Here is a 24,536-nt window from a genome sequence, read left to right as displayed (position 1 = left end):
TGACTTGAAATTCAGGTCGTGGTATAGTTGTAAAATGTCAGTATTAAGATGCCCTACTTGGCTTTAGCTAACTAAAAATGTCAACCTTTTTTTACGCCGAACGGGCTTATTATGCCTACGTTTGGCGTATAATATGTACATTTTGGGCAAACTGGGGATAAGAATGATTTGGAAAGACATCCGCCGATCAAAGTTGCTCTTTTTTCGAACGACATTTCGAGTAAGGGCTTTTCTTTATTTGTGGATGCATTGCTTTGCTCTGTATGTGTACCATTATAAGGTTACAAACAGAGGTTCGCAACGAAATTTTTAAAGTGAGTAGACATTGAGGGGTGAGTTTAAGTTGGCAGGACATCTTGTTCAATATGGTCGACGCACTCGGCGCAGTTATGCACGAATTAACGAGATACTCGAAGTTCCGAACCTGATCGAAATCCAACAAAAATCCTATGATTGGTTTTTGGAGGAAGGGTTGCGCGAAATGTTCCAGGATATCTCGCCGATCCAGGATTTTACAGGTAACTTGATTTTGGAATTTATCGATTACAGTCTCGGTGAACCGAAGTATACAGTAGACGACGCGAAAGAGCGTGACGTTACGTATGCAGCACCGCTTCGGGTCAAAGTCCGGCTCATTAATAAGGAAACCGGCGAAGTCAAAGAGCAGGAAGTATTCATGGGAGATTTCCCGCTGATGACCAACACGGGCACATTTATTATTAATGGTGCGGAACGGGTTATTGTCAGCCAGTTGGTTCGCTCTCCTAGCGTTTACTTCAGTACCAAAGTAGATAAAAACGCCAAAAAAACGTATACCGCTACAGTTATTCCTAACCGCGGCGCTTGGCTCGAACTGGAGATGGACGCGAAGGATGTTGTTTACGTCCGGATCGACCGTACACGTAAAATACCGGTTACGGTTCTCCTGCGTTCACTTGGTTTTGGCACAGATGCTGAGATTCTGGATCTGCTCGGTAATGACGAATATATCCGCAACACACTGGACAAAGACAACACGGATTCCACGGAGAAAGCACTCATTGAGATCTATGAGCGTCTTCGTCCGGGCGAGCCGCCAACGCTTGATAATGCGAAAAGCTTGCTCGTAGCTCGTTTCTTTGATCCAAAACGTTATGACCTGGCTAATGTGGGTCGTTACAAAATGAATAAAAAACTTCACATCAAAAACCGTTTGTTTAACCAGCGTTTGGCTGAGTCACTTGTTGACGCTGAAACAGGTGAAATCATTGCTGAAGCAGGTCAAATGGTTGATCGTCGCTTGTTGGATGAAATTATGCCGTATCTGGAGAAAAGCGTTGGATTCCGCACGTACCACGTGGGCAACGGCGTTTTGGATGCCAATGATATCCCTATGCAAACGATTGATGTGTTTTCACCAACTGAAGATGGTAAAGTGGTCAAACTGATTGCCAATGCAAACATTGACAAGTCCGTTAAAAACGTGACTCCGGCGGATATCATTTCCTCCATCAGTTATTTCCTTAACCTTCTGCAGGGAATTGGTAGCACGGATGATATCGATCATCTGGGTAACCGTCGTTTGCGTTCGGTGGGTGAACTCCTGCAGAACCAGTTCCGTATCGGTTTGTCCCGTATGGAGCGTGTGGTTCGTGAGAGAATGTCCATTCAGGATGCTAACGTAATTACACCGCAGGCATTGATCAACATACGTCCTGTTATTGCATCGATTAAAGAGTTCTTTGGTAGCTCCCAGTTGTCACAGTTTATGGATCAAACGAACCCGCTGGGTGAGTTGACACATAAACGTCGTTTGTCCGCACTCGGACCCGGTGGTTTGACGCGTGAGCGAGCAGGTATGGAAGTACGTGACGTCCATCCATCCCACTATGGCCGTATGTGTCCAATCGAGACGCCAGAGGGACCAAACATCGGTTTGATCAACTCCTTGTCTACATTTGCCCGTGTGAACGAATATGGCTTCATTGAAGCTCCATATCGTTGGGTCGATCCGAAGACAGGTATTGTAACCGAGCAAATTGATTACCTGACAGCGGACGAAGAGGACAACTATGTCATCGCGCAAGCGAATGCGAAGTTGAACGAAGACGGTACATTTGAAGAAGAAGCGATCATTGTACGTTACAACAAACAGTCGGATAACATCCTTACGATGCCGAGTGAGCGAGTTGACTACATGGACGTATCTCCTAAACAGGTTGTATCCGTCGCTACAGCGCTGATCCCGTTCCTTGAGAACGATGACTCCAACCGTGCACTCATGGGATCAAACATGCAGCGGCAGGCGGTTCCACTCTTGATTCCGAAAGCACCACTTGTAGGAACAGGTATGGAGCACAAAGCTGCAAAAGACTCTGGTGTATGTATTGTCTCCGATTATGACGGAATTATTGAACGTTCTTCTGCGAACGAGATTTGGCTCCGTCGTGTTGAAGAAGTGGACGGTCAGGAAGTCAAAGGCGATATCGTTAAATATAAATTACACAAATTTATGCGTTCGAACCAAGGAACATGCATTAACCAGCGTCCGATTGTCAAAAGAGGTGCTGCTGTCAAAGCTGGCGATATCCTCGCTGATGGTCCTTCAACGGAAATGGGTGAATTGGCTCTGGGACGTAACGTCGTTGTTGCCTTCATGACTTGGGAAGGTTACAACTACGAGGATGCGATCTTGCTCAGTGAAAAACTCGTTAAGGAAGATGTATACACATCCATCCATATCGAGGAGTATGAGTCAGAAGCACGTGATACCAAGCTCGGACCTGAAGAGATCACACGTGACATCCCTAACGTTGGGGAAGAAGCGTTGCGTAACTTGGATGAGCGCGGTATTATCCGCATCGGTGCTGAGATCAGTGCTGGCGACATTCTGGTTGGTAAAGTAACACCTAAGGGTGTAACGGAGCTGACAGCAGAAGAACGTCTCTTGCATGCAATCTTCGGTGAGAAAGCACGTGAAGTACGTGATACTTCCTTGCGTGTACCACATGGTACTGACGGTATCGTAGTAGACGTGAAAGTATTTACCCGTGAAAACGGTGATGAGCTGCCTCCAGGTGTTAACCAACTCGTTCGTGTATATATCGCTCAAAAACGGAAAATTTCCGAGGGTGATAAAATGGCCGGACGTCACGGTAACAAAGGGGTTGTGGCCCGCATCTTGCCGGAAGAAGATATGCCTTTCCTGCCAGACGGTACACCGGTTCAGATCGTTCTTAACCCACTGGGCGTACCTTCCCGGATGAATATCGGTCAAGTACTTGAGGTTCACTTGGGTATGGCGGCGATGCAACTGGGTATTCACGTAGCAACTCCTGTATTCGACGGAGCGAAGGAGTATGACGTCTTCGATACGATGGAAGAAGCAGGTATGCAACGTAATGGTAAAACTGTCCTGTATGATGGTCGTACAGGTGAAGAGTTTGAACGTGAAGTTACCGTAGGTGTCATGCACATGATCAAATTGGCACACATGGTTGATGATAAGATCCATGCCCGTTCCACGGGTCCTTACTCACTTGTTACGCAACAGCCATTGGGTGGTAAAGCCCAATTCGGTGGACAGCGTTTCGGGGAGATGGAAGTATGGGCGCTTGAGGCATACGGTGCTGCTTATACACTGCAAGAAATCTTGACCGTTAAATCCGATGACGTTGTTGGTCGGGTTAAAACGTATGAATCCATCGTCAAAGGCGAGAATGTTCCGGAACCAGGCGTTCCTGAATCATTCAAAGTATTGATCAAAGAGCTGCAAAGCTTGGGTATGGACGTTAAGATTTTGAGTGAAGATGAGCAAGAGATTGAAATGAGAGAAATGGACGATGAAGATGACGCTGCGAGCGATAAGCTCAGCCTCAACCTTGAGGGTACAGAGGTCGGAGCGGAATAACCGCTTCGAGCGCATGATGACCGGCGTTTTTCATCAGGCTCGCGTCTTGCTCCGGCTTCGGCCGGAGTGGGCGTAACCTAGAATACAGGAATTGGTTAAGGAGGGTTGCTCCTTGTTGGACGTCAACAATTTCGAATACATGAAGATCGGGCTTGCTTCCCCAGAGAAAATTCGTTCTTGGTCCCGCGGAGAAGTGAAAAAACCGGAAACGATCAACTATCGTACGTTGAAACCGGAAAAAGAAGGGCTGTTCTGCGAAAAGATTTTTGGCCCTACAAAAGACTGGGAATGTCATTGCGGTAAATACAAACGCGTCCGTTATAAAGGCGTTGTCTGTGATCGTTGTGGCGTTGAAGTAACACGTGCGAAAGTACGCCGCGAACGGATGGGCCATATTGAGCTCGCTGCTCCGGTATCGCATATCTGGTACTTCAAAGGTATTCCGAGCCGCATGGGTCTTGCTCTGGATATGTCTCCAAGATCACTCGAAGAGATTATTTATTTTGCATCATATGTTGTAACTGATCCAGGAGAAACTCCACTGGAGAAAAAACAGCTGTTGTCCGAGAAAGAATACCGCAGCTACCGTGAAAAATACGGCTATGGTTTCCAGGCTGGTATGGGCGCAGAAGCAGTTAAAAAATTGCTTCAAGACCTTGACATAGACAAAGAGCTCGAGTTCCTGAAAGAAGAGCTCCGGACTGCGCAAGGACAACGTCGTAATCGTGCAATCAAACGTCTGGAAGTTATCGAAGCATTCCGCAACTCCGGCAACAAGCCAGAGTGGATGATCATGGATGTACTTCCTGTTATCCCGCCGGAACTTCGTCCAATGGTACAGTTGGATGGTGGACGTTTTGCAACGTCTGACCTGAATGACTTGTATCGCCGTGTAATCAACCGGAACAACCGTCTGAAACGTCTGCTTGATCTGGGCGCGCCAGATATTATCGTGCAAAATGAAAAACGGATGTTGCAGGAAGCTGTTGACGCATTGATCGATAATGGTCGTCGCGGACGCCCGGTAACGGGTCCTGGTAACCGTCCATTGAAATCTCTCAGCCACATGCTGAAAGGTAAACAAGGACGTTTCCGTCAGAACTTGCTCGGTAAACGGGTTGACTATTCTGGTCGTTCCGTTATCGTTGTCGGACCTTACCTGAAAATGTATCAGTGTGGTCTGCCAAAAGATATGGCACTTGAATTGTTCAAGCCTTTTGTTATGAAAGAGCTTGTTAATAAAGGGCTTGCCCACAACATCAAGAGCGCGAAACGTAAAGTTGAGCGTGTAAGTCCTGAAGTATGGGATGTTCTTGAAGAAGTAATCAAGGAGCATCCGGTTCTGTTGAACCGTGCCCCTACGCTTCACAGACTCGGTATTCAAGCATTTGAACCGATTCTCGTTGAAGGTAAAGCAATTCGTCTTCACCCACTCGTATGTACGGCATACAATGCCGACTTTGACGGTGACCAAATGGCCGTGCACGTTCCGTTGTCCGCTGAAGCTCAAGCGGAAGCACGTATCCTGATGCTCGCATCAGGTAACATTTTGAACCCGAAAGACGGTAAACCGGTTGTTACTCCTTCCCAGGATATGGTGCTCGGTTCTTACTACCTCACTATGGACAACAAGGAAGAAAAGGGCACAGGTATGATCTTGCGTACAGTTAACGAAGCTGTATCGGCATACCAACGTGGTACTGCTGGTCTGCATGCGCGTGTAGCTATTCCGGTTAAGGCGCTTGGTAAAACAAGCTTCACGGAAGAGCAGCAAGAAGGAATGTTGCTGACAACTATCGGTAAAATTATCTTCAATGAAATTTTCCCGGCAAGCTTCCCGTATATCAATGATGCGACTCGTGCTAACCTGTACCAAGGTACTGCAGATCACTCATTTGTATATGAAAAAGGTGCTGATCTCAGAGAAGCTATTATGAATGCTCCTCTGGCTGGCGGTGTCGGTAAAGAATACCTCGGCTCCATCATTGCACGTTGTTTTGAAATTTATCACACAACGGAAACAGCCGTTATTTTGGATAAAATCAAACAACTCGGATTCACATATTCTACTCGTGCCGGTATTACGGTTGCGGTATCTGATGTTATCGTTCCGCCTGAGAAGTTTGAAATTCTTAGACAGTCTGAGGAAAAAGCACAAATCGTTACGAATCAGTACCGTCGTGGTCTGATAACGAATGAAGAGCGCTATGACCGTATTATTGATATCTGGTCAAAATCCAAAGATGACATCACTGAGATTCTGATGAAGTCCATGGATCGATACAACTCGATCATGATGATGGTAGATTCCAAAGCACGGGGTAACAAATCGCAGATCACCCAATTGGGCGGTATGCGTGGTCTGATGGCCAACCCATCCGGTCGAATTATCGAACTCCCAATTAAATCGAACTTCCGTGAAGGTCTGACAGTACTCGAGTACTTTATCTCCACTCACGGAGCACGTAAAGGTTTGGCGGATACAGCCCTGCGTACAGCCGATTCAGGTTACCTGACTCGTCGTCTCGTAGACGTAGCCCAAGACGTAATTGTGCGTGATGATGATTGTGGTACAGATAAAGGCTTTACGGTAAGTCGTATTCAGGATGGTAAAGAGGTTATTGAAGATCTCTACGACCGTATTGAAGGCAGATACTGCTTCGAGACAGTTCGTCATCCGGAAACGAAAGAAATCATTGCAGGTCGCAATGAATTGATTGACTCCGATAAAGCAGAAGCGATTATCAAAGCGGGAATCACCAAATTGCAAATTCGCTCCGTACTCAGCTGCCGTGCTAGTCATGGTGTCTGCAAGAAGTGTTACGGTCGTAACCTTGCGACAGGTAAACACGTGGAGATCGGTGAAGCAGTTGGGATTATTGCAGCACAATCCATTGGTGAGCCAGGAACACAGCTTACAATGCGTACGTTCCACACCGGCGGTGTAGCCGGAGACGATATTACGCAAGGTTTGCCGCGTATCCAAGAGTTGTTTGAAGCTCGTAATCCTAAGGGGCAAGCAACGATCAGTGAGATTGATGGTGTAGTTAAAGAGATTCGCGAAGCGAAAGATCGTCGTGAAATTGAAATTCAAGGTGAAGCGGAATCCAAAGTATACTCCGTTACCTACGGTTCCCGTGTGCGCGTAAGCGAAGGCATGGAAATTGAAGCGGGTGACGAGTTGACAGACGGTTCCATCGATCCAAAAGAAATGCTGCGCATTAAAGGCGTACGTGGCGTACAAAACTACATTTTGCAGGAAGTACAGCGCGTTTACCGTAACCAAGGCGTAGAAATCAATGACAAGCACGTTGAAGTTATGATCCGTCAAATGCTGCGTAAAATCCGCATCGTAGATGCAGGAGATACAACGCTGTTGCCAGGATCGTTCGTAGATACGCATGAGTACGAAAGAGCTAACAAAATTGCGATTCTTAGTGATAAAGAGCCAGCGGTTGCCAAACCAATCCTGCTCGGTATTACAAAAGCATCCCTGGAAACAGACTCCTTCCTCTCGGCGGCTTCGTTCCAAGAAACTACACGTGTACTGACAGATGCAGCGATCAAAGGTAAAGTCGATCAGTTGCTCGGTCTGAAGGAAAATGTAATCATCGGTAAATTGATTCCTGCAGGTACAGGTATGCACCGTTACCGCAGCATCAAATTTGCCGAGCCAGAAGATGGCCAATCTTCAGTAGAAGAACTCGAGCCAGTTTCGGTTGATTAAATAGATTTCTCCTCATTTAGAGGAAAATGAGAGTTTTGTACGTCAGGAGGCGGACGCTTGTATAATGCAGGCGGACGATTCCTGATGTGCGTAAACTTTTAAAAAAAATGTTTTAGGATTAGCATTGACAATGCTTGCGCTAGATGCTAATATATCAAAGGTGCGTGGGCAGCTGATTGTACATGGTTCTATTCGGAGGAATGCACAATGTCTAATGAAAAAGCCTTGCAAGATGCTCATGTCAAAATAGGTACTAAACAGACCATGCGGATGGTGCAGACAGGTATGGCTTCTGAAGTCTATGTCGCAGAAGATAGTGATCCGCAGCTCACTTCCAAAATCATTGCTTTGTGTGAACAACACAATGTGAAGTACACGAAAGTGGATACAATGAAAAATCTTGGCAAAGCTTGCGGGATTGGAGTGGGAGCAGCTATGGCTGCTGTCGTAAAATGATAGTGTAAGGAACGTTTTTGTCCGAGAACTTTTAAGAATTCTCCAAGGCAAAAACTTTTCATTTGTCTTTTTATGAACCGCCTGGGTCTGTGGACTTAGCGAAAAGAGGTTTATAAAGAAACATGAATATTTGAGGAAGGGGGTGGCAATCACATGCCAACTATTAACCAACTGGTTCGTAAAGGACGTCAAGCAAAAGTTGAGAAGTCAAAATCTCCAGCTTTGCAAAAAGGATTCAACGCTTTGAAACGTGAATCTACTAACATCAGTGCCCCACAAAAACGTGGTGTCTGCACTCGTGTAGGTACAATGACTCCACGTAAACCAAACTCTGCACTTCGTAAGTATGCCCGTGTTCGTTTGACGAACCGTCTCGAGGTAACTGCTTATATCCCGGGAATCGGACATAACCTTCAAGAGCACAGTGTGGTATTGATCCGCGGAGGTAAAGTTAAAGACCTTGCAGGGGTTCGTTATCACATCGTTCGTGGAGCTCTCGATACTGCAGGCGTAAACAACCGTATGCAAGCTCGTTCGAAATACGGTGCAAAACGTCCAAAAGCTAAAAAAGCCTAAACCATTATAAGCAGTAAGCCTGAAATCCTTCTGGCCTAAGTCTGGAAGGTACAGGATCTGCTGAACAAGAAAGAAAGGGGGATATCCATGCCACGCAAAGGTCCAGTTACGAAAAGAGACGTGTTGCCTGATCCGTTATACAACAGCAAGTTGGTTACTCGTTTAATCAACCGTATCATGATCGGCGGAAAACGCGGTGTTGCTCAAAGCATTCTGTATAATGCGTTCAAGTTGATTCAAGAACGTACGGGTAATGACCCTATGGAAGTATTTGAAGCAGCAATCAAGAACATCATGCCAGTCCTGGAAGTTAAAGCTCGCCGTGTCGGCGGTGCCAACTACCAAGTACCAATCGAGGTGAAACCAGAGAGACGTACTGCTTTGGGATTACGTTGGCTCGTGAACTACTCCCGCAACCGCGGTGAGAAAACAATGGAAGAGCGTTTGGCGGCTGAGATCATCGACGCTTCCAACAACACAGGCGCTTCCGTTAAAAAACGTGAAGATACGCACAAAATGGCTGAAGCAAACAAAGCGTTTGCTCACTACCGTTGGTAGGATTCAGTTCACAATAAAAAACTTCAATTTTGAAGGGAGACCCATTTCATGGCTAGAGAGTTCTCCTTGAAAAATACACGTAATATCGGGATCATGGCTCATATTGATGCGGGTAAAACCACGACAACTGAGCGGATCCTGTTCTACACAGGACGTACGCACAAAATCGGTGAAGTACACGAAGGCGCTGCGACAATGGACTGGATGGAACAGGAACAGGAGCGCGGAATTACGATTACTTCCGCTGCAACTACCGCTGCTTGGAAAGGCCACCGCGTTAATATCATTGATACCCCGGGACACGTTGACTTCACTGTTGAAGTTGAACGTTCCCTTCGTGTATTGGACGGAGCAGTTGGTGTATTCAGTGCGAAAGAAGGCGTTGAGCCTCAGTCCGAAACCGTATGGAGACAGGCTGACAAGTACGGCGTACCTCGTATCGCATATGTAAATAAAATGGATATCATCGGTGCTGACTTCCTGAACGTTGTATCTGACATGCGTGATCGCCTTCAAGCGAACGCTGTTGCGATTCAACTTCCAATCGGCGCTGAAAATGATTTCACTGGTATCATTGATATCGTTGAACAAAAGGCTCATATGTACAAAGATGACCTGGGACAAGATATTGAAGAAACCGAAATTCCTGCGGAATTTGTTGGGCAAGTTGAAGAACTTCGCAACGAATTGATCGAGCGTGTTGCAGAACTTGACGAAGATTTGACAATGAAATACCTGGAAGGCGAAGAGATCACTATTGCTGAGATCAAATCTGCTCTCCGTAAAGGTGTTGTAGATGTTAAGATCTTCCCGGTTATCTGTGGATCCTCGTATCGTAACAAAGGTGTTCAGCTGATGTTGGATGCTGTTATCGATTACTTGCCAGCTCCAACAGACGTTCCATCGATCACTGGTCATCTTGAAGATGGAACTGAAGCAGTCCGTCAGTCATCCGATGAAGAGCCTTTCTCCGCATTGGCATTCAAAATCATGACGGACCCTTACGTTGGTAAATTGACATTCTTCCGCGTATACTCTGGTGTTCTTCAATCCGGATCATATGTATTGAATGCCACTAAAAACAAGCGTGAGCGTATCGGTCGTATCCTTCAAATGCATGCGAACAGCCGTCAAGAAATCACTGTAGTTTACTCCGGTGATATTGCAGCTGCCGTAGGTTTGAAAGATACGGGTACAGGTGATACACTATGTGATGAGAAAAATCCGGTTATCTTGGAGTCAATGAATTTCCCTGATCCGGTTATCGAAATCGCCGTTGAACCTAAAACCAAAGCTGACCAAGATAAAATGGGTGTTGCTCTCGGTAAGTTGACTGAAGAGGATCCAACTCTTCGCGCTCATACTGACGAAGAAACAGGTCAAACAATCTTGGCAGGTATGGGTGAGCTTCACCTTGATATCATCATCGACCGTATGCGTCGTGAGTTCAAGGTTGAAACTACTGTGGGTAAACCACAAGTAGCTTACCGTGAAACATTCCGTGCTCCAGCGCGCGTTGAAGGTAAATTCGTACGTCAATCCGGTGGTCGTGGTCAATACGGTCACGTATGGGTTGAGTTCGAACCTCTCGAGCCGGGTACAGGCAGCCAGTTCGAAAGTAAGGTTGTCGGTGGTTCCGTTCCAAGAGAATACATTCAACCTGCACTGTCAGGGATTGAAGAGCAAATGAAAAACGGCGTTATTGCAGGCTTCCCGCTTGTAGACGTTAAGGCTACAATCGTAGACGGATCTTACCATGATGTCGATTCCAATGAGATGGCATTTAAAATTGCCGGATCTATGGCGCTGAAAGCAGCAAAAGACAAGTGTAAACCAGTTCTGCTTGAGCCAATCATGAAAGTAGAAGTAACAGTTCCAGAAGAGTACATGGGTGACGTAATGGGTATGTTGAACTCCCGTCGTGGCCGCATCGAAGGTATGGATTCCCGTAGTGGAGCTCAAATCATCCGTGCTAAGGTACCTCTGTCTGAAATGTTTGGTTACTCTACAACTCTTCGTTCCGGTACTCAAGGACGCGGCGTATTCTCCATGGAACTCTCTCACTATGAAGAAGTTCCTAAGAGCATCGCTGAAGAAATCGTTGCCAAAACAAAAGGCACCGAGTAGTTTTCTCACACTGGATGCAAGTGCATAAGAATTCATTTCGGAGCACTTCATTCAGTGAAAACATAAAATTATAATTTTAAGGAGGCCACGTTCAAATGGCAAAGGCTAAATACGAACGTAATAAACCACACGTTAACATCGGTACTATTGGTCACGTCGATCACGGTAAAACAACTCTGACTGCTGCAATCACAACTGTATTGTCCAAAACTTACGGTGGTGCTGCTGTAGCATTCGACCAAATCGACAAAGCTCCAGAAGAGCGCGAGCGCGGTATCACTATCTCCACAGCACACGTTGAGTACGAAACTGACACTCGTCACTACGCTCACGTAGACTGCCCAGGTCACGCCGACTATGTTAAAAACATGATCACTGGCGCGGCACAAATGGACGGAGCTATCTTGGTAGTATCCGCAGCTGACGGCCCAATGCCACAAACTCGTGAGCACATCTTGCTCTCCCGTCAAGTAGGCGTACCTTACATTGTTGTATTCTTGAACAAATGTGACATGGTTGAAGACGAAGAGTTGTTGGAATTGGTTGAGATGGAAGTTCGCGACCTTCTTAACGAATATGAGTTCCCAGGTGACGATACTCCAATCACTCGTGGATCCGCTCGTGAAGCATTGGCTAACCCTGATGGTGAGTGGGCTCAAAAAATCGTTGAGATGTTCAAAGAGATCGACACTTACATCCCACTGCCTGAGCGTCAAACTGACAAGCCTTTCTTGATGCCTGTCGAGGACGTATTCTCCATCACTGGTCGTGGTACTGTTGCTACTGGCCGTGTAGAGCGTGGTACTGTTAAAGTCGGCGAAGAGATCGAAATCGTTGGTATCACTGAAGAAACTAAAAAATCTGTTGTAACAGGCGTTGAGATGTTCCGCAAATTGCTGGATTCCGCTCAAGCTGGTGACAACATCGGAGCACTTCTTCGTGGTGTTGACCGTAACAACATCGAGCGTGGCCAAGTTTTGGCTAAACCGGGTTCTGTTAAACCTCACACAGAATTCACAGCTCAAATCTACGTTCTGACTAAAGAAGAGGGTGGACGTCACAAACCATTCTTCACTGGTTACCGTCCACAGTTCTACTTCCGTACAACTGACGTAACAGGCATCATCAACTTGCCTGAAGGTACTGAAATGGTAATGCCTGGTGATAACATCACTGTTACTGTTTCCCTGATCTCCCCAATCGCGATTGAAGAAGGAACTAAGTTCTCCATTCGTGAAGGCGGACGTACAGTAGGTGCCGGTTCCGTAGCATCGATCCAAAAATAATTCGGCTTTACGCTGAATAAAGCATAAGCAACAGTGTACTGGAACGAGTAACATTGTACTGTAACGAAGCTTCGGAAGAGTTCTTTATCCGACATCGGATAGAGAACTCTTTTATTATGTGTAAAGTTTCGGAACCTGCGTCATATGAGATGAACATCATTTACGAGTTTAGAAGGATTGGCAAGGCAGCCTGTATATTGAAGATAAACACTGCAATAAACGAAGTCATTTCATCAGAAAAGATAAGTTTAAATGTTTTTCTTAAATATGCTTGCAATACGCCTATCTTTTCTATATAATAATGAATGTTGTTCTGAGACGTTGCGATGATGTGAGAGGTTACTGGCACACCCGGCCCCTTTGCCATGGGACAGTGGCTAGAAAATTTTCACGGAGTATGTCCGATAAAAAATTGGGCGATAGAAGGAGGGACTAAAATGGCAAAGCAAAAAATTCGTATTCGTTTGAAAGCTTACGACCACAGAATTCTTGATCAATCCGCGGAGAAAATTGTTGAAACAGCAAAACGTTCGGGTGCTGGTGTATCCGGTCCGATTCCGCTTCCTACTGAAAAACAAATCATTACTATTCTTCGTGCGGTGCACAAGTACAAGGATTCTCGGGAACAATTCGAACAACGCACACATAAGCGTTTGATCGACATCGTTAACCCGACTCCACAAACTGTGGATGCCTTGATGCGCTTGGATCTGCCGTCCGGTGTAGATATCGAAATTAAATTGTAATATTAGCTACAACAAAGACCATGTATAAAGGAAAAGAGGTGTCAACATGAAAGCAATCTTAGGAAAAAAACTCGGAATGACTCAAGTATTTACACCTGAGGGTAACGTTGTACCAGTAACGGTTATCGAAGCAGGCCCTTGTGTTGTTTTGCAAAAGAAAGACATTGAGAATGATGGCTACGAAGCAATTCAAATCGGTTACTCCGATAAGAAAGAGAAAAACGCTAACAAGCCAGAAGCAGGTCACGCTAAAAAAGCGAACACTGCCCCTAAGCGCTACGTTCGTGAAGTTCGCGGTATCAACATCGCAGAATATGAAGTTGGCCAAGAACTGAAAGCTGACATTTTCGCTGAAGGCGAATTCGTTGACGTAACGGGTATTTCTAAAGGTAAAGGTTTTGCCGGCGTTATCAAACGTTGGGGACAAAGCACTGGACCTATGTCACACGGTTCGCGTTACCACCGTGGCCCAGGTTCAATGGGTTCGATCCAAGCTAACCGCGTTCCTAAAGGCAAACGCCTGCCAGGGCACATGGGACATGATACTGTTACAATCCAACGTCTTGAAGTAGTTAAAGTAGACGCTGAGCGTAACGTGTTGCTCGTGAAAGGTTCCATTCCTGGACCGAAAAACAGTCTCATTAAAGTTAAAGAAACGGTGAAAAAATAACCACTGAAGAAAGGAGGAACACAAAATGCCAAAAGTATCAGTTTACAATGTAGATGGTAGCCAAGTAGGCGAAGTTGAATTGAACGATGCGGTTTTCGGAATTGAACCGAACCAACACGTTCTGTACGATGCGGTTCTCATGCAACGCGCTTCCCTTCGTCAAGGTACCCACAAAGTAAAAGGACGTTCTGAAGTACGTGGTGGTGGACGTAAGCCTTGGAAACAAAAAGGTACAGGTCGCGCTCGTCAAGGTTCAATTCGTTCACCACAATGGAAAGGCGGCGGTATCGTATTTGGTCCAACACCACGGAGCTATGCGTATAAACTGCCTAAGAAAGTTCGTCGCTTGGCGATCAAATCAGCCCTTTCATCCAAAGTGCTTGACAATGACATTATCGTTTTGGACGCTCTCACGTTGAGCACACCTAAAACTAAAGAATTTGCTGCCATCTTGAGTAACCTCAAAGTGGGACGTAAGGCTTTGATCGTAGCTCCTAGCTATGATGATAATGTAGCTCTTTCCGCACGGAATATTCCAGGCGTGAAATTCGTAGCTGCTGACGGTATTAATGTTCTTGACGTGCTTTCGCACGACAAATTGATCATTACGAAAGAAGCAGTTCAGAAGGTAGAGGAGGTGCTCGCGTAATGAAGGATCCTCGTGATATTGTAAAACGTCCGATTATTACGGAACGTACTGCTGACATGATGAATGACTTGAAATATGTATTTGAAGTCGATATCCGTGCAAACAAAACCGAGATCAAAAAGGCCGTAGAAGCTATTTTCAACGTAAAAGTGAAAAACGTGAACACGCTTCGTGTTCCAGCTAAGCCAAAACGGTACGGACGTTATTCCGGATATACTAGCGAATGGAAAAAAGCGTTTGTAACGTTGACAAAAGACAGCAAAACGCTTGAGTTCTTTGAAACTGTATAATTGAATTTTTGAAGTAAGGAGGGAAACCCAGTGCCAATCAAAAAGTATAAACCAACATCCCCGGCAAGACGGAATATGTCCGTTTCTACATTTGAGGAAATCACCACAGATCAGCCGGAGAAATCGTTGTTGGCCCCGTTGAGTAAACAAGCAGGCCGCAACAACCAAGGTAAAATTACAGTTCGTCACCATGGTGGTGGACACAAACGTAAATACCGTATCATTGACTTCAAACGTACTAAAGATGGAATACCGGGCCGCGTTGCTACGATTGAGTATGACCCGAACCGTACATCTAACATCGCTCTGATTCACTATGCTGATGGTGAGAAACGTTATATCATCGCTCCTAAAGGTTTGAAAGTTGGAGATCAAGTATTCTCCGGACCGGAATCAGACATCAAAATTGGTAACGCACTGCCACTTGAAAACATTCCAGTGGGTACCGTTATCCACAACATCGAGCTGAAACCAGGTAAAGGCGGACAATTGGTTCGTGCTGCTGGTACAGAAGCTCAATTGCTTGGTAAAGAAGAAAAATACGTTTCCGTTCGTCTCTCTTCAGGAGAAGTTCGTCGTATTTTGAAAGTTTGCCGCGCAACAATCGGATCTGTTGGTAACCAAGACCACGAGCTCATCAAAATCGGTAAAGCCGGTCGTAGCCGTTGGTTGGGTAAACGTCCTGAGGTTCGTGGTGTAGTAATGAACCCTAACGATCACCCACACGGTGGTGGTGAAGGTCGTGCTCCAATCGGACGTAAATCGCCAATGTCACCATGGGGTAAACCTACTCTTGGTTACAAAACGCGTAAGAAAAATAAAGCTTCTGATAAATACATCATTCGCCGCCGCACGAAGTAATACACACTGTGCATAACTTCGTGAGGCATCTGCGGATGCATAATAGCTACGTTTGAAGGGAGGATCTCCACATGGGTCGCAGTTTGAAAAAAGGGCCATTCATTGATGGCTACATGCTCAAAAAGGTAGAAGAGATGGAAGCTTCAGGTAAGAAGAACGTAATCAAAACCTGGTCCCGTCGCTCTACAATTTTCCCACAATTCATCGGACACACATTTGGCGTTTACGATGGTCGTAAACACGTGCCAGTGTATGTAACTGAGGACATGGTCGGACACAAACTGGGTGAGTTCGCTCCAACCCGTACGTACAAAGGCCATACTGATGATGATAAGAAAACAAGAAGATAAATGAACATCTTTAATGTTTGAGAGGAGGTTACACAATGGAAGCAAAAGCACATGCTAAGTTTATCCGGATTGCTCCTCGTAAAGTTCAACTCGTTGTTGACTTGATTCGCGGCAAGCAAGTAGGTGAGGCGGTTGCCATTCTCCGTCACACTCCGAAATCCGCTTCTCCTATCGTTGAGAAGTTGCTTAACTCCGCTATTGCGAATGCGGAACATAACTATTCTTTGGATGTTAATAACTTGGTTATCTCGCAAGCTTACGTGAACCAAGGACCGACAATGAAACGTTTCCGCCCTCGTGCAATGGGACGTGCAAGTCGTATTAACAAACGTACTAGCCACATCACTTTGGTGGTATCTGAGAAGTAGAAGGAGGGGAAATGTGTGGGCCAAAAGGTAAATCCAGTCGGACTCCGTGTCGGAATTATCCGTGACTGGGAATCTAAGTGGTATGCAGGCAAAGACTTCGGTGATCTTTTGATGGAAGACGTGAGAATTCGTGAATTCCTGAAAAATAAATTGAAAGACTCCGCTTTATCTCGTGTAGAAATTGAGAGAGCGGCTAACCGCGTAAACGTAACGATTCACACTGCTAAACCAGGTATGGTTATTGGTAAGGGTGGTTCGGAAGTTGAAAATCTTCGTAACCAAATTACGAAAATTGCTGGCGGTAAAAAAGTACACATCAACATTTCTGAAATTAAGAATCAAGACCTGGACGCTATTCTTGTAGCTGAAAGCATTGCACAACAATTGGAACGTCGCGTTTCTTTCCGTCGTGCTCTGAAACAAGCAATTCAAAGAACTATGCGCTCTGGTGCTAAAGGTATCAAAACTCAAGTAGGCGGACGTCTTGGCGGTGCTGAGATCGCACGTTCTGAAGGCTACAGCGAAGGAACTGTTCCACTGCACACACTGCGTGCTGACATTGACTATGGTACAGCAGAGGCTCATACTACTTACGGACGTATCGGCGTAAAAGTATGGATCTATCGTGGAGAGGTTCTTCCTACGGCTAAGAAACAAGCTGCTAAGGAAGGAGGCAACTAATCATGTTGGTACCAAAACGTGTAAAACACCGTAAGCAACAACGTGGACATATGAAAGGCCAAGCTAAAGGCGGAACGACTCTGAACTTTGGCGAATACGGTCTGCAAGCTACGGAACCGGCTTGGATTACGAACCGTCAGATCGAAGCGGCTCGTATTGCGATGACTCGTTACATCAAACGTGGTGGTAAAGTTTGGATCAAAATTTTCCCAGACAAACCAATCACTCAAAAGCCTCTCGAGGTTCGGATGGGTAGCGGTAAAGGTAACGTAGAAAAATGGGTTGCAGTAGTGAAACCAGGTAAGATCATGTTTGAACTTGCTGGTGTACCGGAGGAAATTGCACGCGAAGCAATGCGTCTTGCCGCTCACAAACTGCCAATCAAAACGAAGTTCGTGAAACGTGAAGAATTGGGTGGTGAAGCAAATGAAAGCTAGTGAATTTCGCAACCTAACCTCTGCTGAAATCGAGCAAAAGATTGCCGGATTTAAAGAAGAACTCTTTAACCTCCGCTTTCAATTAGCTACCGGTCAGCTGGATAACCCGACTCGCATCCGTGATGTGCGGAAAGAAATAGCTCGTGCTAAAACCATTATCCGTGAGAGAGAATTGGGAATCGGTTAATTAGGGATCGGATGTACAATCCGTCCGTAATCAGGAAGGAGGCCAACAATGAGCGAAGAACGTAACGCACGTAAAGTGCAAACTGGTAAAGTGGTCAGCGATAAAATGGACAAAACAATTGTTGTTGCTGTAGAAACTTACAAAAAACACAACTTGTACCATAAACGCATTAAGGTTACTAAAAAATTCAAAGCACATGACGAAGAAAACACTGCGAAAATCGGTGACACGGTGAAAATCATGGAGACTCGTCCGCTTTCGAAAGATAAACGCTGGAGACTTACTGAAATCGTAGAAAAAGCGGTTATCATCTAATGCTCAGCAGCACTGCTGAAAGGAGGAATACTAAATGATTCAACCATTTACACGTTTGACTGTGGCTGACAACTCCGGTGCGAAGGAACTGATGTGTATCCGCGTACTCGGCGGTACGGGACGTCGTACAGCTCAAATCGGTGATCTGATCGTTTGTTCGGTTAAACAAGCAACACCAGGCGGCGTTGTCAAAAAAGGTGATGTAGTTAGAGCGGTTGTCGTTCGTACGAAACGTTCTGTACGTCGTAAAGACGGTTCCTACATCGGTTTTGATGAAAATGCAGCGGTTGTTGTAAAAGACGACAGAAGCCCACGTGGAACACGTATTTTCGGACCAGTTGCTCGCGAACTTCGCGATAAAGACTTCATGAAAATCGTTTCCTTGGCTCCAGAAGTTATCTAAAGCTTAATCTCGTGATGTTAGAAACAGGAGGTGTACGAAATGCCAAGAGTGAAAAAAGTTCTGGAATCCCATAACAACAAACTTCACGTTAAAAAGGAAGATACGGTTATGGTGATCAGCGGTAAAGACAAAGGTAAAAAAGGCCGTGTCATCGCTGCTTATCCTCGTGAGAACCGCGTCCTTGTGGAAGGTGTTAACATGGTGAAAAAACACCAGAAGCCTAACCAGCAAAATCCGCAAGGCGGCATTATCGAGAAGGAAGCTCCGATTCACGTTTCCAACGTAATGCACATCGATCCGAAGAGCGGAAAAGTAACCCGTGTAGGTTACAAAGTTTTGGATAACGGAAAGAAAGTGCGCGTTGCTAAACGTTCCGGAGAAATTATCGACTAATTGAACCGAATGAGAAAGGAGGGCTATGATTCATGGCATCAAGAATGAAAGAACGTTACCTGCAAGAAATCGCTCCTGCTTTGATGCAGAAGTTTAACTATACAACGGTAATGCAAGTGCCGAAAATCGAGAAAATCGTTATCAACATGGGTGTGGGCGACGCTGTCCAAAACTCTAAAGTGTTGGATTCCGCAGTAAGCGATTTGCAACTGATCGCAGGTCAAAAACCTGTAATCACTCGTGCTAAAAAATCTATCGCAGGATTCAAACTGCGTGAGAATATGCCTATCGGTGTGAAAGTAACATTACGCGGTGAGCGCATGTACTTCTTCCTAGATAAATTGCTCAACGTAACGCTTCCTCGTGTCCGCGACTTCCGCGGTGTATCGAGTAAAGCATTCGATGGACGTGGTAACTACACACTGGGTCTGAAAGAGCAACTGATCTTCCCAGAGATCGAGTATGATAAAGTTGATAAAGTCCGCGGTATGGATATTGTCATCGTAACAACGGCGAAAACAGACGAAGAGTCCCGCGAATTGCTCACGCAAATGGGAATGCCTTTCGTTAAGTAATGTTGGTATAACGTTTCCGGGTGTCTGGAAAGACTCCCTTTTCTCCGAAATTATTTAGGAGGTGTCAGGCTAAGTGGCAAAAACTTCGATGAAAGTTAAACAACAACGTACACCAAAGTTTAAAGTACGTGCATATACACGCTGTGAGCGTTGCGGACGTCCACATTCGGTCCTGCAAAAGTTCAAAATTTGCAGAATTTGCTTCCGTGAATTAGCTTATAAAGGCCAGATCCCTGGCGTGAAAAAAGCAAGCTGGTAAAAAGTCCTGAACGGGAAGGAGGTTAACTCACAATGACTATGTCTGATCCAATTGCAGATATGCTTACTCGTATTCGTAACGCGAACACTGTTCGTCACGAAACAGTAGAAATGCCTGCTTCGACAATGAAAAAACAAATCGCCGATATCCTGAAGCGTGAAGGTTTCATCCGTGACGCTGAAGTTATCGATGATAACAAACAAGGGATTATCCGTGTTTTCCTGAAATACGGTCAAAATAACGAGCGCGTTATCACTGGTCTGAAAAGAATCAGTAAACCTGGTCTTCGTGTTTACACGAAAAGCAACGAAGTACCTCGTGTACTTGGTGGCCTGGGAATCGCGATCATCTCGACATCTAAAGGTATCATGACGGACAAAGAAGCTCGTCAATCGAAATCCGGCGGAGAAGTCGTTTGCTACGTTTGGTAATATAACGTCACAAGATAGGAGGTGCAACATATGTCTCGTATTGGTCGCAAACCAATCACAGTACCAAGTGGTGTAGACATCACCCTGGACAACACCGTAATTACGGTAAAAGGACCAAAAGGAACTTTGACTCGTGAGCTTCATAAAGACATGAAGGTTACAGTTGAAAATAACGAAATCACAGTTGTGCGTCCTTCCGATAACAAAACTCACCGTTCTTTGCACGGCACAACGCGTAGCGTTGTAAATAATATGGTGAGCGGCGTTACTGAAGGATTCGCGAAATCTCTGGAATTGGTTGGGGTCGGATATCGTGCAAGCAAATCCGGAGATAAAATCGTTCTGAACGTTGGCTACTCTCACCCGGTTGAAATTACACCAGAAGCGGGAATCGAATTCGAAGTACCTTCGAATACGAAAATCATCGTTCGCGGAATCGATAAAGAGCGTGTAGGTGCTTACGCTGCTAAAATCCGTTCCGTTCGTGAACCTGAGCCGTACAAAGGTAAAGGTATTAAATATGAAGGCGAGCGTATCATCCGTAAGGAAGGTAAAGCCGGTAAGAAGAAATAAGATTTCTCTTACCGCCTTTGCGCGGCTTTCGGCTTGCTTGCTTCGTGTGTTTCTAATATACCCCGTGGCTTCTGCTTTGAAGCCAGCGAGGTAACCTGAAAGGAGTGAATCTTTGAGATGATTACGAAACCAGATAAAAACAAGGCTCGTCTGAAAAGACACCTTCGTGTTCGTAAGAAAATCCAAGGAACGGCAGCACGTCCTCGTTTGAACGTATTCCGTTCTGGTAAACATATGTATGCTCAAATTATCGATGATGTTGCTGGTGTAACAATCGCTTCCGCGTCTACCGTAGACAAAGAATTGAGCACTGACATCAAAAATGGTGCATCTGTTGAATCAGCTCGTAAAGTCGGCGAACTCGTTGCTAAACGTGCGAAAGACAAAGGTGTTTCCAACATCGTATTTGACCGTAGCGGATATCTGTACCATGGTCGTATCGCAGCTTTGGCTGAAGCGGCTCGTGAAGCAGGACTTGAGTTTTAAGATATTTTTCAAAAGGAGGTTAACGACTTGCGTGTAGATCCGAATACTTTGGAACTGACTGAAAGAGTTGTAAATATTAATCGCGTAGCTAAAGTAGTAAAAGGCGGACGCCGTTTCAGCTTTAGCGCACTGGTTGTAGTCGGCGACGGCAACGGCTGGGTTGGAGCTGGTATCGGTAAAGCGGGCGAAGTACCTGATGCAATTCGCAAAGGTATTGAAGACGCTAAGAAAAACCTTGTACACGTTCCACTCGTAGGAACATCGATTCCTCACTTGGTAACAGGTAAGTTCGGCGCAGGACGCGTGCTGTTGAAACCAGCATCTGAAGGTACTGGTGTTATCGCTGGTGGTCCTGTACGTGCGGTTCTCGAACTTGCTGGTGTAGGTGACATTTTGACAAAATCTCTGGGTTCTTCGAATTCCATGAACATGGTCAATGCGACTTTGGAAGGTTTGTCCCGTTTGAAGCGTGCTGAAGACGTGGCTAAACTGCGCGGAAAATCCGTCGAAGAGCTTCTGGGTTAAGGAGGGAATTCTCATGGCTAAATTAGAAATTACCCTCGTCCGCAGCTTGATCGGACGTCCGGAGACGCAAAGAACAACTGTGAAAACATTGGGTTTGCGCAAAATCAATAGCAAAGTGGTACAAAACGATAATCCTGCCATCCGTGGTATGATTAACAAAGTAAGCCACTTGGTTGCTGTTAAAGAAGTAGAAGCTTAATATCGGGTTAATCCCACAAATCTTTAAGGAGGTGCAACGAACGATGAAGTTACATGAGCTTTCACCATCTCCTGGATCCCGCAAAGAACGTAAACGTCTTGGTCGCGGTCCAAGTAGTGGTACAGGTAAAACATCAGGTCGCGGTCACAAAGGACAAAACGCTCGTTCTGGCGGTGGAGTACGTCCAGGCTTCGAAGGTGGACAAAATCCATTGTATCGTCGCTTGCCAAAACGTGGTTTTGTAAACCCAACTCGCAAAGAATATGCAGTTGTGAATACTGAAGACCTGAACAGTTTTGCTGCAGGTACTGAAGTAACTCCAGAATTCTTGATGACGAACGGCGTAGTTAAAAACGCTAAATCCGGAATCAAAATCCTGGGTAACGGTGATGTCACTGTGAAGCTGACTGTTAAAGCTAACAAGTTTTCTCAATCTGCTATTGAGAAAATTGAAGCTGCTGGCGGTACAACCGAGGTGATTTAATGTTCAAGACCCTAAAGAATATCTGGCGGGTTGAAGATCTGCGCAAAAGGGTATTATTTACCCTTTTTGTACTGATCATTTACCGCATCGGCTCCTTTGTTCCCGTACCGGGAGTTAACAAAGATGTGTTCGAAGCGACAAATTCTGCGGGTAAAGAAGTTTTTGGACTTCTCAATACGTTCTCGGGTGGAGCGCTCTTCCAGTTCTCGATCTTTGCGCTCGGGATCGTGCCTTACATCACTGCGTCTATCATAGTACAGTTGCTTTCCATGGACGTTATTCCTAAATTAGCGGAGTGGGCAAAGCAAGGTGAACAAGGTAAGAAGAAATCTGCACAGTTGACCCGTTATTTAACCATCGGGCTGGCATTGATTCAAGCGTTTGGTACGTCGATCGGATTCAACCGCTTGTACAATACAGAGATGGTACCTAACGCTACATTTGCAGATTATATCTTGATTGCGATTGTACTTACGGCTGGTACTTCATTCCTGATGTGGCTTGGTGAGCAGATCACCGAGAAGGGCATAGGAAACGGGATTTCAATCTTGATCTTTGCGGGTATCCTATCTACGGTGCCTAACATTATCAAACAAACGGTCGAATCTGACTTCATTCAACCTGACCAACTGTTTATGAATATTCTTAAAGGTGTAATCATCGCAATTGTTATTGTGCTGATCATCATAGGGGTCATTTACATTCAGCAGGCGATTCGGAAAATTCCGGTACAGTACGCTAAACGTGTCGTAGGTAACAAAATGTACGGTGGACAGAATACACATATCCCGCTGAAAATTAATGCAGCAGGTGTTATCCCTGTCATCTTTGCATCATCGCTGTTGATGTTCCCAACGATCATCGCCAACTTCTGGGCAGATCGCCTCTGGGCACAGTGGATCGGACAGAATCTGACTACGCACAAACCTCTGGGTATGTTGCTGTATGTCGTGATGATCTTCGGTTTCACATTCTTCTATACTTTCGTACAGATGAATCCACAGCAGATGGCTGATAATATGAAAAAGAACGGCGGTTACATCCCAGGCATTCGCCCGGGTAAAGCAACCGAGAAATATCTGACCCGTGTCATGACTCGTTTGACAATGGCCGGAGCCATTTTCTTGGCAGTCATTTCCGTTCTGCCTGTATTCTTAGGGGCACTTTCTGGTTTGCCTCAATCTGCGCAAATTGGAGGAACATCCCTCCTGATCGTTATCGGTGTTGCGCTGGATACGATGAAGCAAATCGAAAGCCAATTGATCAAACGCCACTACAAAGGTTTTATCAATAAATAGGCAATAGGTACCGGTCGAGTGAAGATTTACTTGCCGGCACCTATTGTGCTGTTTGTTGATGTAGGGTAGTCTTGGAGGGAGTGACATAACGTGAACATCCTATTCATGGGCCCTCCGGGGGCAGGAAAAGGAACGCAAGCAGACGTCATCGTGAAAGAGTTCGGTATTCCCCATATTTCAACAGGCGATGCATTTCGTCTCGCGATCAAACAGGGAACTCCCATTGGCATGAAAGCCAAGGAATATATGGATCAAGGATTGCTTGTACCAGATGATGTAACCATTGGCATCGTTGAAGAACGTTTGCAGCAGCCTGACTGCAGAGAAGGTTTTCTCTTGGACGGATTTCCAAGAACCCTTTCCCAAGCAGAAGCGCTCGATGGCATTCTGGATCGATTGAACTCAGGTCTCGATCATGTAATCAACCTGAAAGTGGATCGCAACAAATTGCTCGCTCGTTTGACGGGTCGTCGAATTTGTAAAAACTGTGGTTCCACTTATCATGTGGTATTCAATCCGCCTAAGCAGGAAGGTATTTGTGATAAATGCGCTGGTGAGTTGTATCAACGCTCTGATGATAATGAAGAGAGTGTAGGTACAAGACTGGACGAGTATATCAACAAAACAGCACCACTCCTCACGTTCTATGAGACTAAAGGCCTTCTTCGTCAAATGAACGGAGAACAGGATATCGATCAAGTTTCTCAAGAAATCGTGTCCTTACTGAGAGGTTAATT

Annotated in this window: 30 protein-coding genes; all 30 read left to right on the top strand. The window is 45.5% G+C overall.

The genetic code is table 11. The features are described from left to right. Window positions 1-343: 343 nt before the first annotated feature. The 30 genes from rpoB (at window position 344) to AC1S8V_RS26475 (ending at window position 24,534) form a co-directional block, all read left to right on the top strand. Window positions 344-3,889 carry a DNA-directed RNA polymerase subunit beta gene (rpoB, locus tag AC1S8V_RS26620; RefSeq protein WP_091039164.1) on the top strand — a complete coding sequence of 1,182 codons (3,546 nt, stop codon included), beginning with the start codon at window positions 344-346 and terminating at the stop codon, window positions 3,887-3,889. A 112-nt stretch (window positions 3,890-4,001) separates the two neighbouring features. Continuing rightward, window positions 4,002-7,616, top strand: coding sequence for a DNA-directed RNA polymerase subunit beta' (rpoC, locus tag AC1S8V_RS26615; RefSeq protein WP_091039166.1), 3,615 nt, complete (start codon window positions 4,002-4,004; stop codon window positions 7,614-7,616). A gap of 207 nt (window positions 7,617-7,823) precedes the next feature. Beyond that, window positions 7,824-8,072, top strand: a complete 249-nt coding sequence (locus AC1S8V_RS26610) for a ribosomal L7Ae/L30e/S12e/Gadd45 family protein (RefSeq protein ID WP_047841123.1) — start codon at window positions 7,824-7,826, stop codon at window positions 8,070-8,072. Between the two features lie 153 nt (window positions 8,073-8,225). Further along, window positions 8,226-8,648 (top strand): 30S ribosomal protein S12, encoded by a 423-nt coding sequence (gene rpsL, locus AC1S8V_RS26605; protein WP_017692070.1) that lies wholly within the window; start codon window positions 8,226-8,228, stop codon window positions 8,646-8,648. Window positions 8,649-8,735: 87 nt separating this feature from the next. Further along, window positions 8,736-9,206, top strand: a complete 471-nt coding sequence (rpsG, locus tag AC1S8V_RS26600; RefSeq protein ID WP_017692071.1) for a 30S ribosomal protein S7 — start codon at window positions 8,736-8,738, stop codon at window positions 9,204-9,206. A 48-nt stretch (window positions 9,207-9,254) separates the two neighbouring features. Further along, window positions 9,255-11,333: an elongation factor G gene (gene fusA, locus AC1S8V_RS26595; protein WP_482071385.1), complete on the top strand. Its 2,079-nt coding sequence runs from the start codon at window positions 9,255-9,257 to the stop codon at window positions 11,331-11,333. Window positions 11,334-11,428: 95 nt separating this feature from the next. Continuing rightward, window positions 11,429-12,619 carry an elongation factor Tu gene (tuf, locus tag AC1S8V_RS26590; protein WP_062836181.1) on the top strand — a complete coding sequence of 397 codons (1,191 nt, stop codon included), beginning with the start codon at window positions 11,429-11,431 and terminating at the stop codon, window positions 12,617-12,619. Window positions 12,620-13,056: 437 nt separating this feature from the next. Beyond that, entirely contained in the window at window positions 13,057-13,365 is a 309-nt protein-coding gene (rpsJ, locus tag AC1S8V_RS26585) for a 30S ribosomal protein S10 (protein WP_017692074.1), read from the top strand. 46 nt (window positions 13,366-13,411) lie between these two features. After that, the gene (gene rplC / locus AC1S8V_RS26580; RefSeq protein ID WP_024633587.1) at window positions 13,412-14,035 is read left to right on the top strand and encodes a 50S ribosomal protein L3; all 624 of its coding nucleotides are present in this window, start codon (window positions 13,412-13,414) and stop codon (window positions 14,033-14,035) included. A 25-nt stretch (window positions 14,036-14,060) separates the two neighbouring features. Next, a complete protein-coding gene (rplD, locus tag AC1S8V_RS26575) occupies window positions 14,061-14,684 on the top strand; it encodes a 50S ribosomal protein L4 (protein ID WP_017692076.1) in 624 nt (207 codons plus the stop codon). Beyond that, window positions 14,684-14,974, top strand: coding sequence for a 50S ribosomal protein L23 (rplW, locus tag AC1S8V_RS26570; protein WP_017692077.1), 291 nt, complete (start codon window positions 14,684-14,686; stop codon window positions 14,972-14,974). The genes rplD and rplW overlap by 1 nt, the downstream gene beginning before the upstream one ends. 30 nt (window positions 14,975-15,004) lie before the next feature. Next, entirely contained in the window at window positions 15,005-15,835 is an 831-nt protein-coding gene (gene rplB / locus AC1S8V_RS26565) for a 50S ribosomal protein L2 (RefSeq protein ID WP_024633585.1), read from the top strand. A 71-nt stretch (window positions 15,836-15,906) separates the two neighbouring features. After that, on the top strand, window positions 15,907-16,185 hold the full coding sequence (gene rpsS, locus AC1S8V_RS26560) for a 30S ribosomal protein S19 (RefSeq protein ID WP_062836183.1): 279 nt from the start codon (window positions 15,907-15,909) through the stop codon (window positions 16,183-16,185). A 35-nt stretch (window positions 16,186-16,220) separates the two neighbouring features. Continuing rightward, entirely contained in the window at window positions 16,221-16,553 is a 333-nt protein-coding gene (rplV, locus tag AC1S8V_RS26555; RefSeq protein ID WP_024633583.1) for a 50S ribosomal protein L22, read from the top strand. A gap of 15 nt (window positions 16,554-16,568) precedes the next feature. Further along, entirely contained in the window at window positions 16,569-17,234 is a 666-nt protein-coding gene (gene rpsC / locus AC1S8V_RS26550) for a 30S ribosomal protein S3 (RefSeq protein ID WP_145326569.1), read from the top strand. 2 nt (window positions 17,235-17,236) lie between these two features. Further along, window positions 17,237-17,671 (top strand): 50S ribosomal protein L16, encoded by a 435-nt coding sequence (gene rplP / locus AC1S8V_RS26545; protein WP_017692082.1) that lies wholly within the window; start codon window positions 17,237-17,239, stop codon window positions 17,669-17,671. Continuing rightward, window positions 17,661-17,858 carry a 50S ribosomal protein L29 gene (gene rpmC / locus AC1S8V_RS26540; RefSeq protein ID WP_017692083.1) on the top strand — a complete coding sequence of 66 codons (198 nt, stop codon included), beginning with the start codon at window positions 17,661-17,663 and terminating at the stop codon, window positions 17,856-17,858. The genes rplP and rpmC overlap by 11 nt, the downstream gene beginning before the upstream one ends. 48 nt (window positions 17,859-17,906) lie before the next feature. After that, window positions 17,907-18,173, top strand: a complete 267-nt coding sequence (rpsQ, locus tag AC1S8V_RS26535; RefSeq protein WP_017692084.1) for a 30S ribosomal protein S17 — start codon at window positions 17,907-17,909, stop codon at window positions 18,171-18,173. Window positions 18,174-18,207: 34 nt separating this feature from the next. Next, on the top strand, window positions 18,208-18,576 hold the full coding sequence (rplN, locus tag AC1S8V_RS26530) for a 50S ribosomal protein L14 (RefSeq protein WP_017692085.1): 369 nt from the start codon (window positions 18,208-18,210) through the stop codon (window positions 18,574-18,576). Between the two features lie 39 nt (window positions 18,577-18,615). Beyond that, on the top strand, window positions 18,616-18,969 hold the full coding sequence (gene rplX / locus AC1S8V_RS26525) for a 50S ribosomal protein L24 (RefSeq protein WP_017692086.1): 354 nt from the start codon (window positions 18,616-18,618) through the stop codon (window positions 18,967-18,969). Window positions 18,970-19,001: 32 nt separating this feature from the next. Then, on the top strand, window positions 19,002-19,544 hold the full coding sequence (gene rplE, locus AC1S8V_RS26520; protein ID WP_221825249.1) for a 50S ribosomal protein L5: 543 nt from the start codon (window positions 19,002-19,004) through the stop codon (window positions 19,542-19,544). A gap of 73 nt (window positions 19,545-19,617) precedes the next feature. Continuing rightward, window positions 19,618-19,803 carry a type Z 30S ribosomal protein S14 gene (locus AC1S8V_RS26515; RefSeq protein WP_013312154.1) on the top strand — a complete coding sequence of 62 codons (186 nt, stop codon included), beginning with the start codon at window positions 19,618-19,620 and terminating at the stop codon, window positions 19,801-19,803. 32 nt (window positions 19,804-19,835) lie between these two features. Further along, entirely contained in the window at window positions 19,836-20,234 is a 399-nt protein-coding gene (gene rpsH, locus AC1S8V_RS26510; RefSeq protein ID WP_017692088.1) for a 30S ribosomal protein S8, read from the top strand. Window positions 20,235-20,264: 30 nt separating this feature from the next. Continuing rightward, window positions 20,265-20,807: a 50S ribosomal protein L6 gene (gene rplF / locus AC1S8V_RS26505; protein ID WP_017692089.1), complete on the top strand. Its 543-nt coding sequence runs from the start codon at window positions 20,265-20,267 to the stop codon at window positions 20,805-20,807. 117 nt (window positions 20,808-20,924) lie between these two features. Further along, window positions 20,925-21,293: a 50S ribosomal protein L18 gene (rplR, locus tag AC1S8V_RS26500; RefSeq protein ID WP_017692090.1), complete on the top strand. Its 369-nt coding sequence runs from the start codon at window positions 20,925-20,927 to the stop codon at window positions 21,291-21,293. 27 nt (window positions 21,294-21,320) lie between these two features. Continuing rightward, window positions 21,321-21,818, top strand: a complete 498-nt coding sequence (gene rpsE, locus AC1S8V_RS26495; protein WP_017692091.1) for a 30S ribosomal protein S5 — start codon at window positions 21,321-21,323, stop codon at window positions 21,816-21,818. A gap of 13 nt (window positions 21,819-21,831) precedes the next feature. Beyond that, window positions 21,832-22,017, top strand: coding sequence for a 50S ribosomal protein L30 (gene rpmD, locus AC1S8V_RS26490; RefSeq protein ID WP_017692092.1), 186 nt, complete (start codon window positions 21,832-21,834; stop codon window positions 22,015-22,017). 43 nt (window positions 22,018-22,060) lie between these two features. Continuing rightward, window positions 22,061-22,501 (top strand): 50S ribosomal protein L15, encoded by a 441-nt coding sequence (gene rplO, locus AC1S8V_RS26485; protein ID WP_062836188.1) that lies wholly within the window; start codon window positions 22,061-22,063, stop codon window positions 22,499-22,501. Continuing rightward, window positions 22,501-23,799, top strand: coding sequence for a preprotein translocase subunit SecY (gene secY / locus AC1S8V_RS26480; protein ID WP_076216860.1), 1,299 nt, complete (start codon window positions 22,501-22,503; stop codon window positions 23,797-23,799). Before rplO ends, secY begins: the two co-directional genes overlap by 1 nt. Before the next feature lie 90 nt (window positions 23,800-23,889). Continuing rightward, entirely contained in the window at window positions 23,890-24,534 is a 645-nt protein-coding gene (locus tag AC1S8V_RS26475; RefSeq protein ID WP_036607188.1) for an adenylate kinase, read from the top strand. The last annotated feature ends 2 nt before the right edge of the window (window positions 24,535-24,536 follow it).

This window comes from Paenibacillus sp. B46(2026), assembly GCF_056786355.1.
Note: the sequence above shows the minus strand (reverse complement) of the source record. Positions and strands in the feature narration are given on the sequence as shown.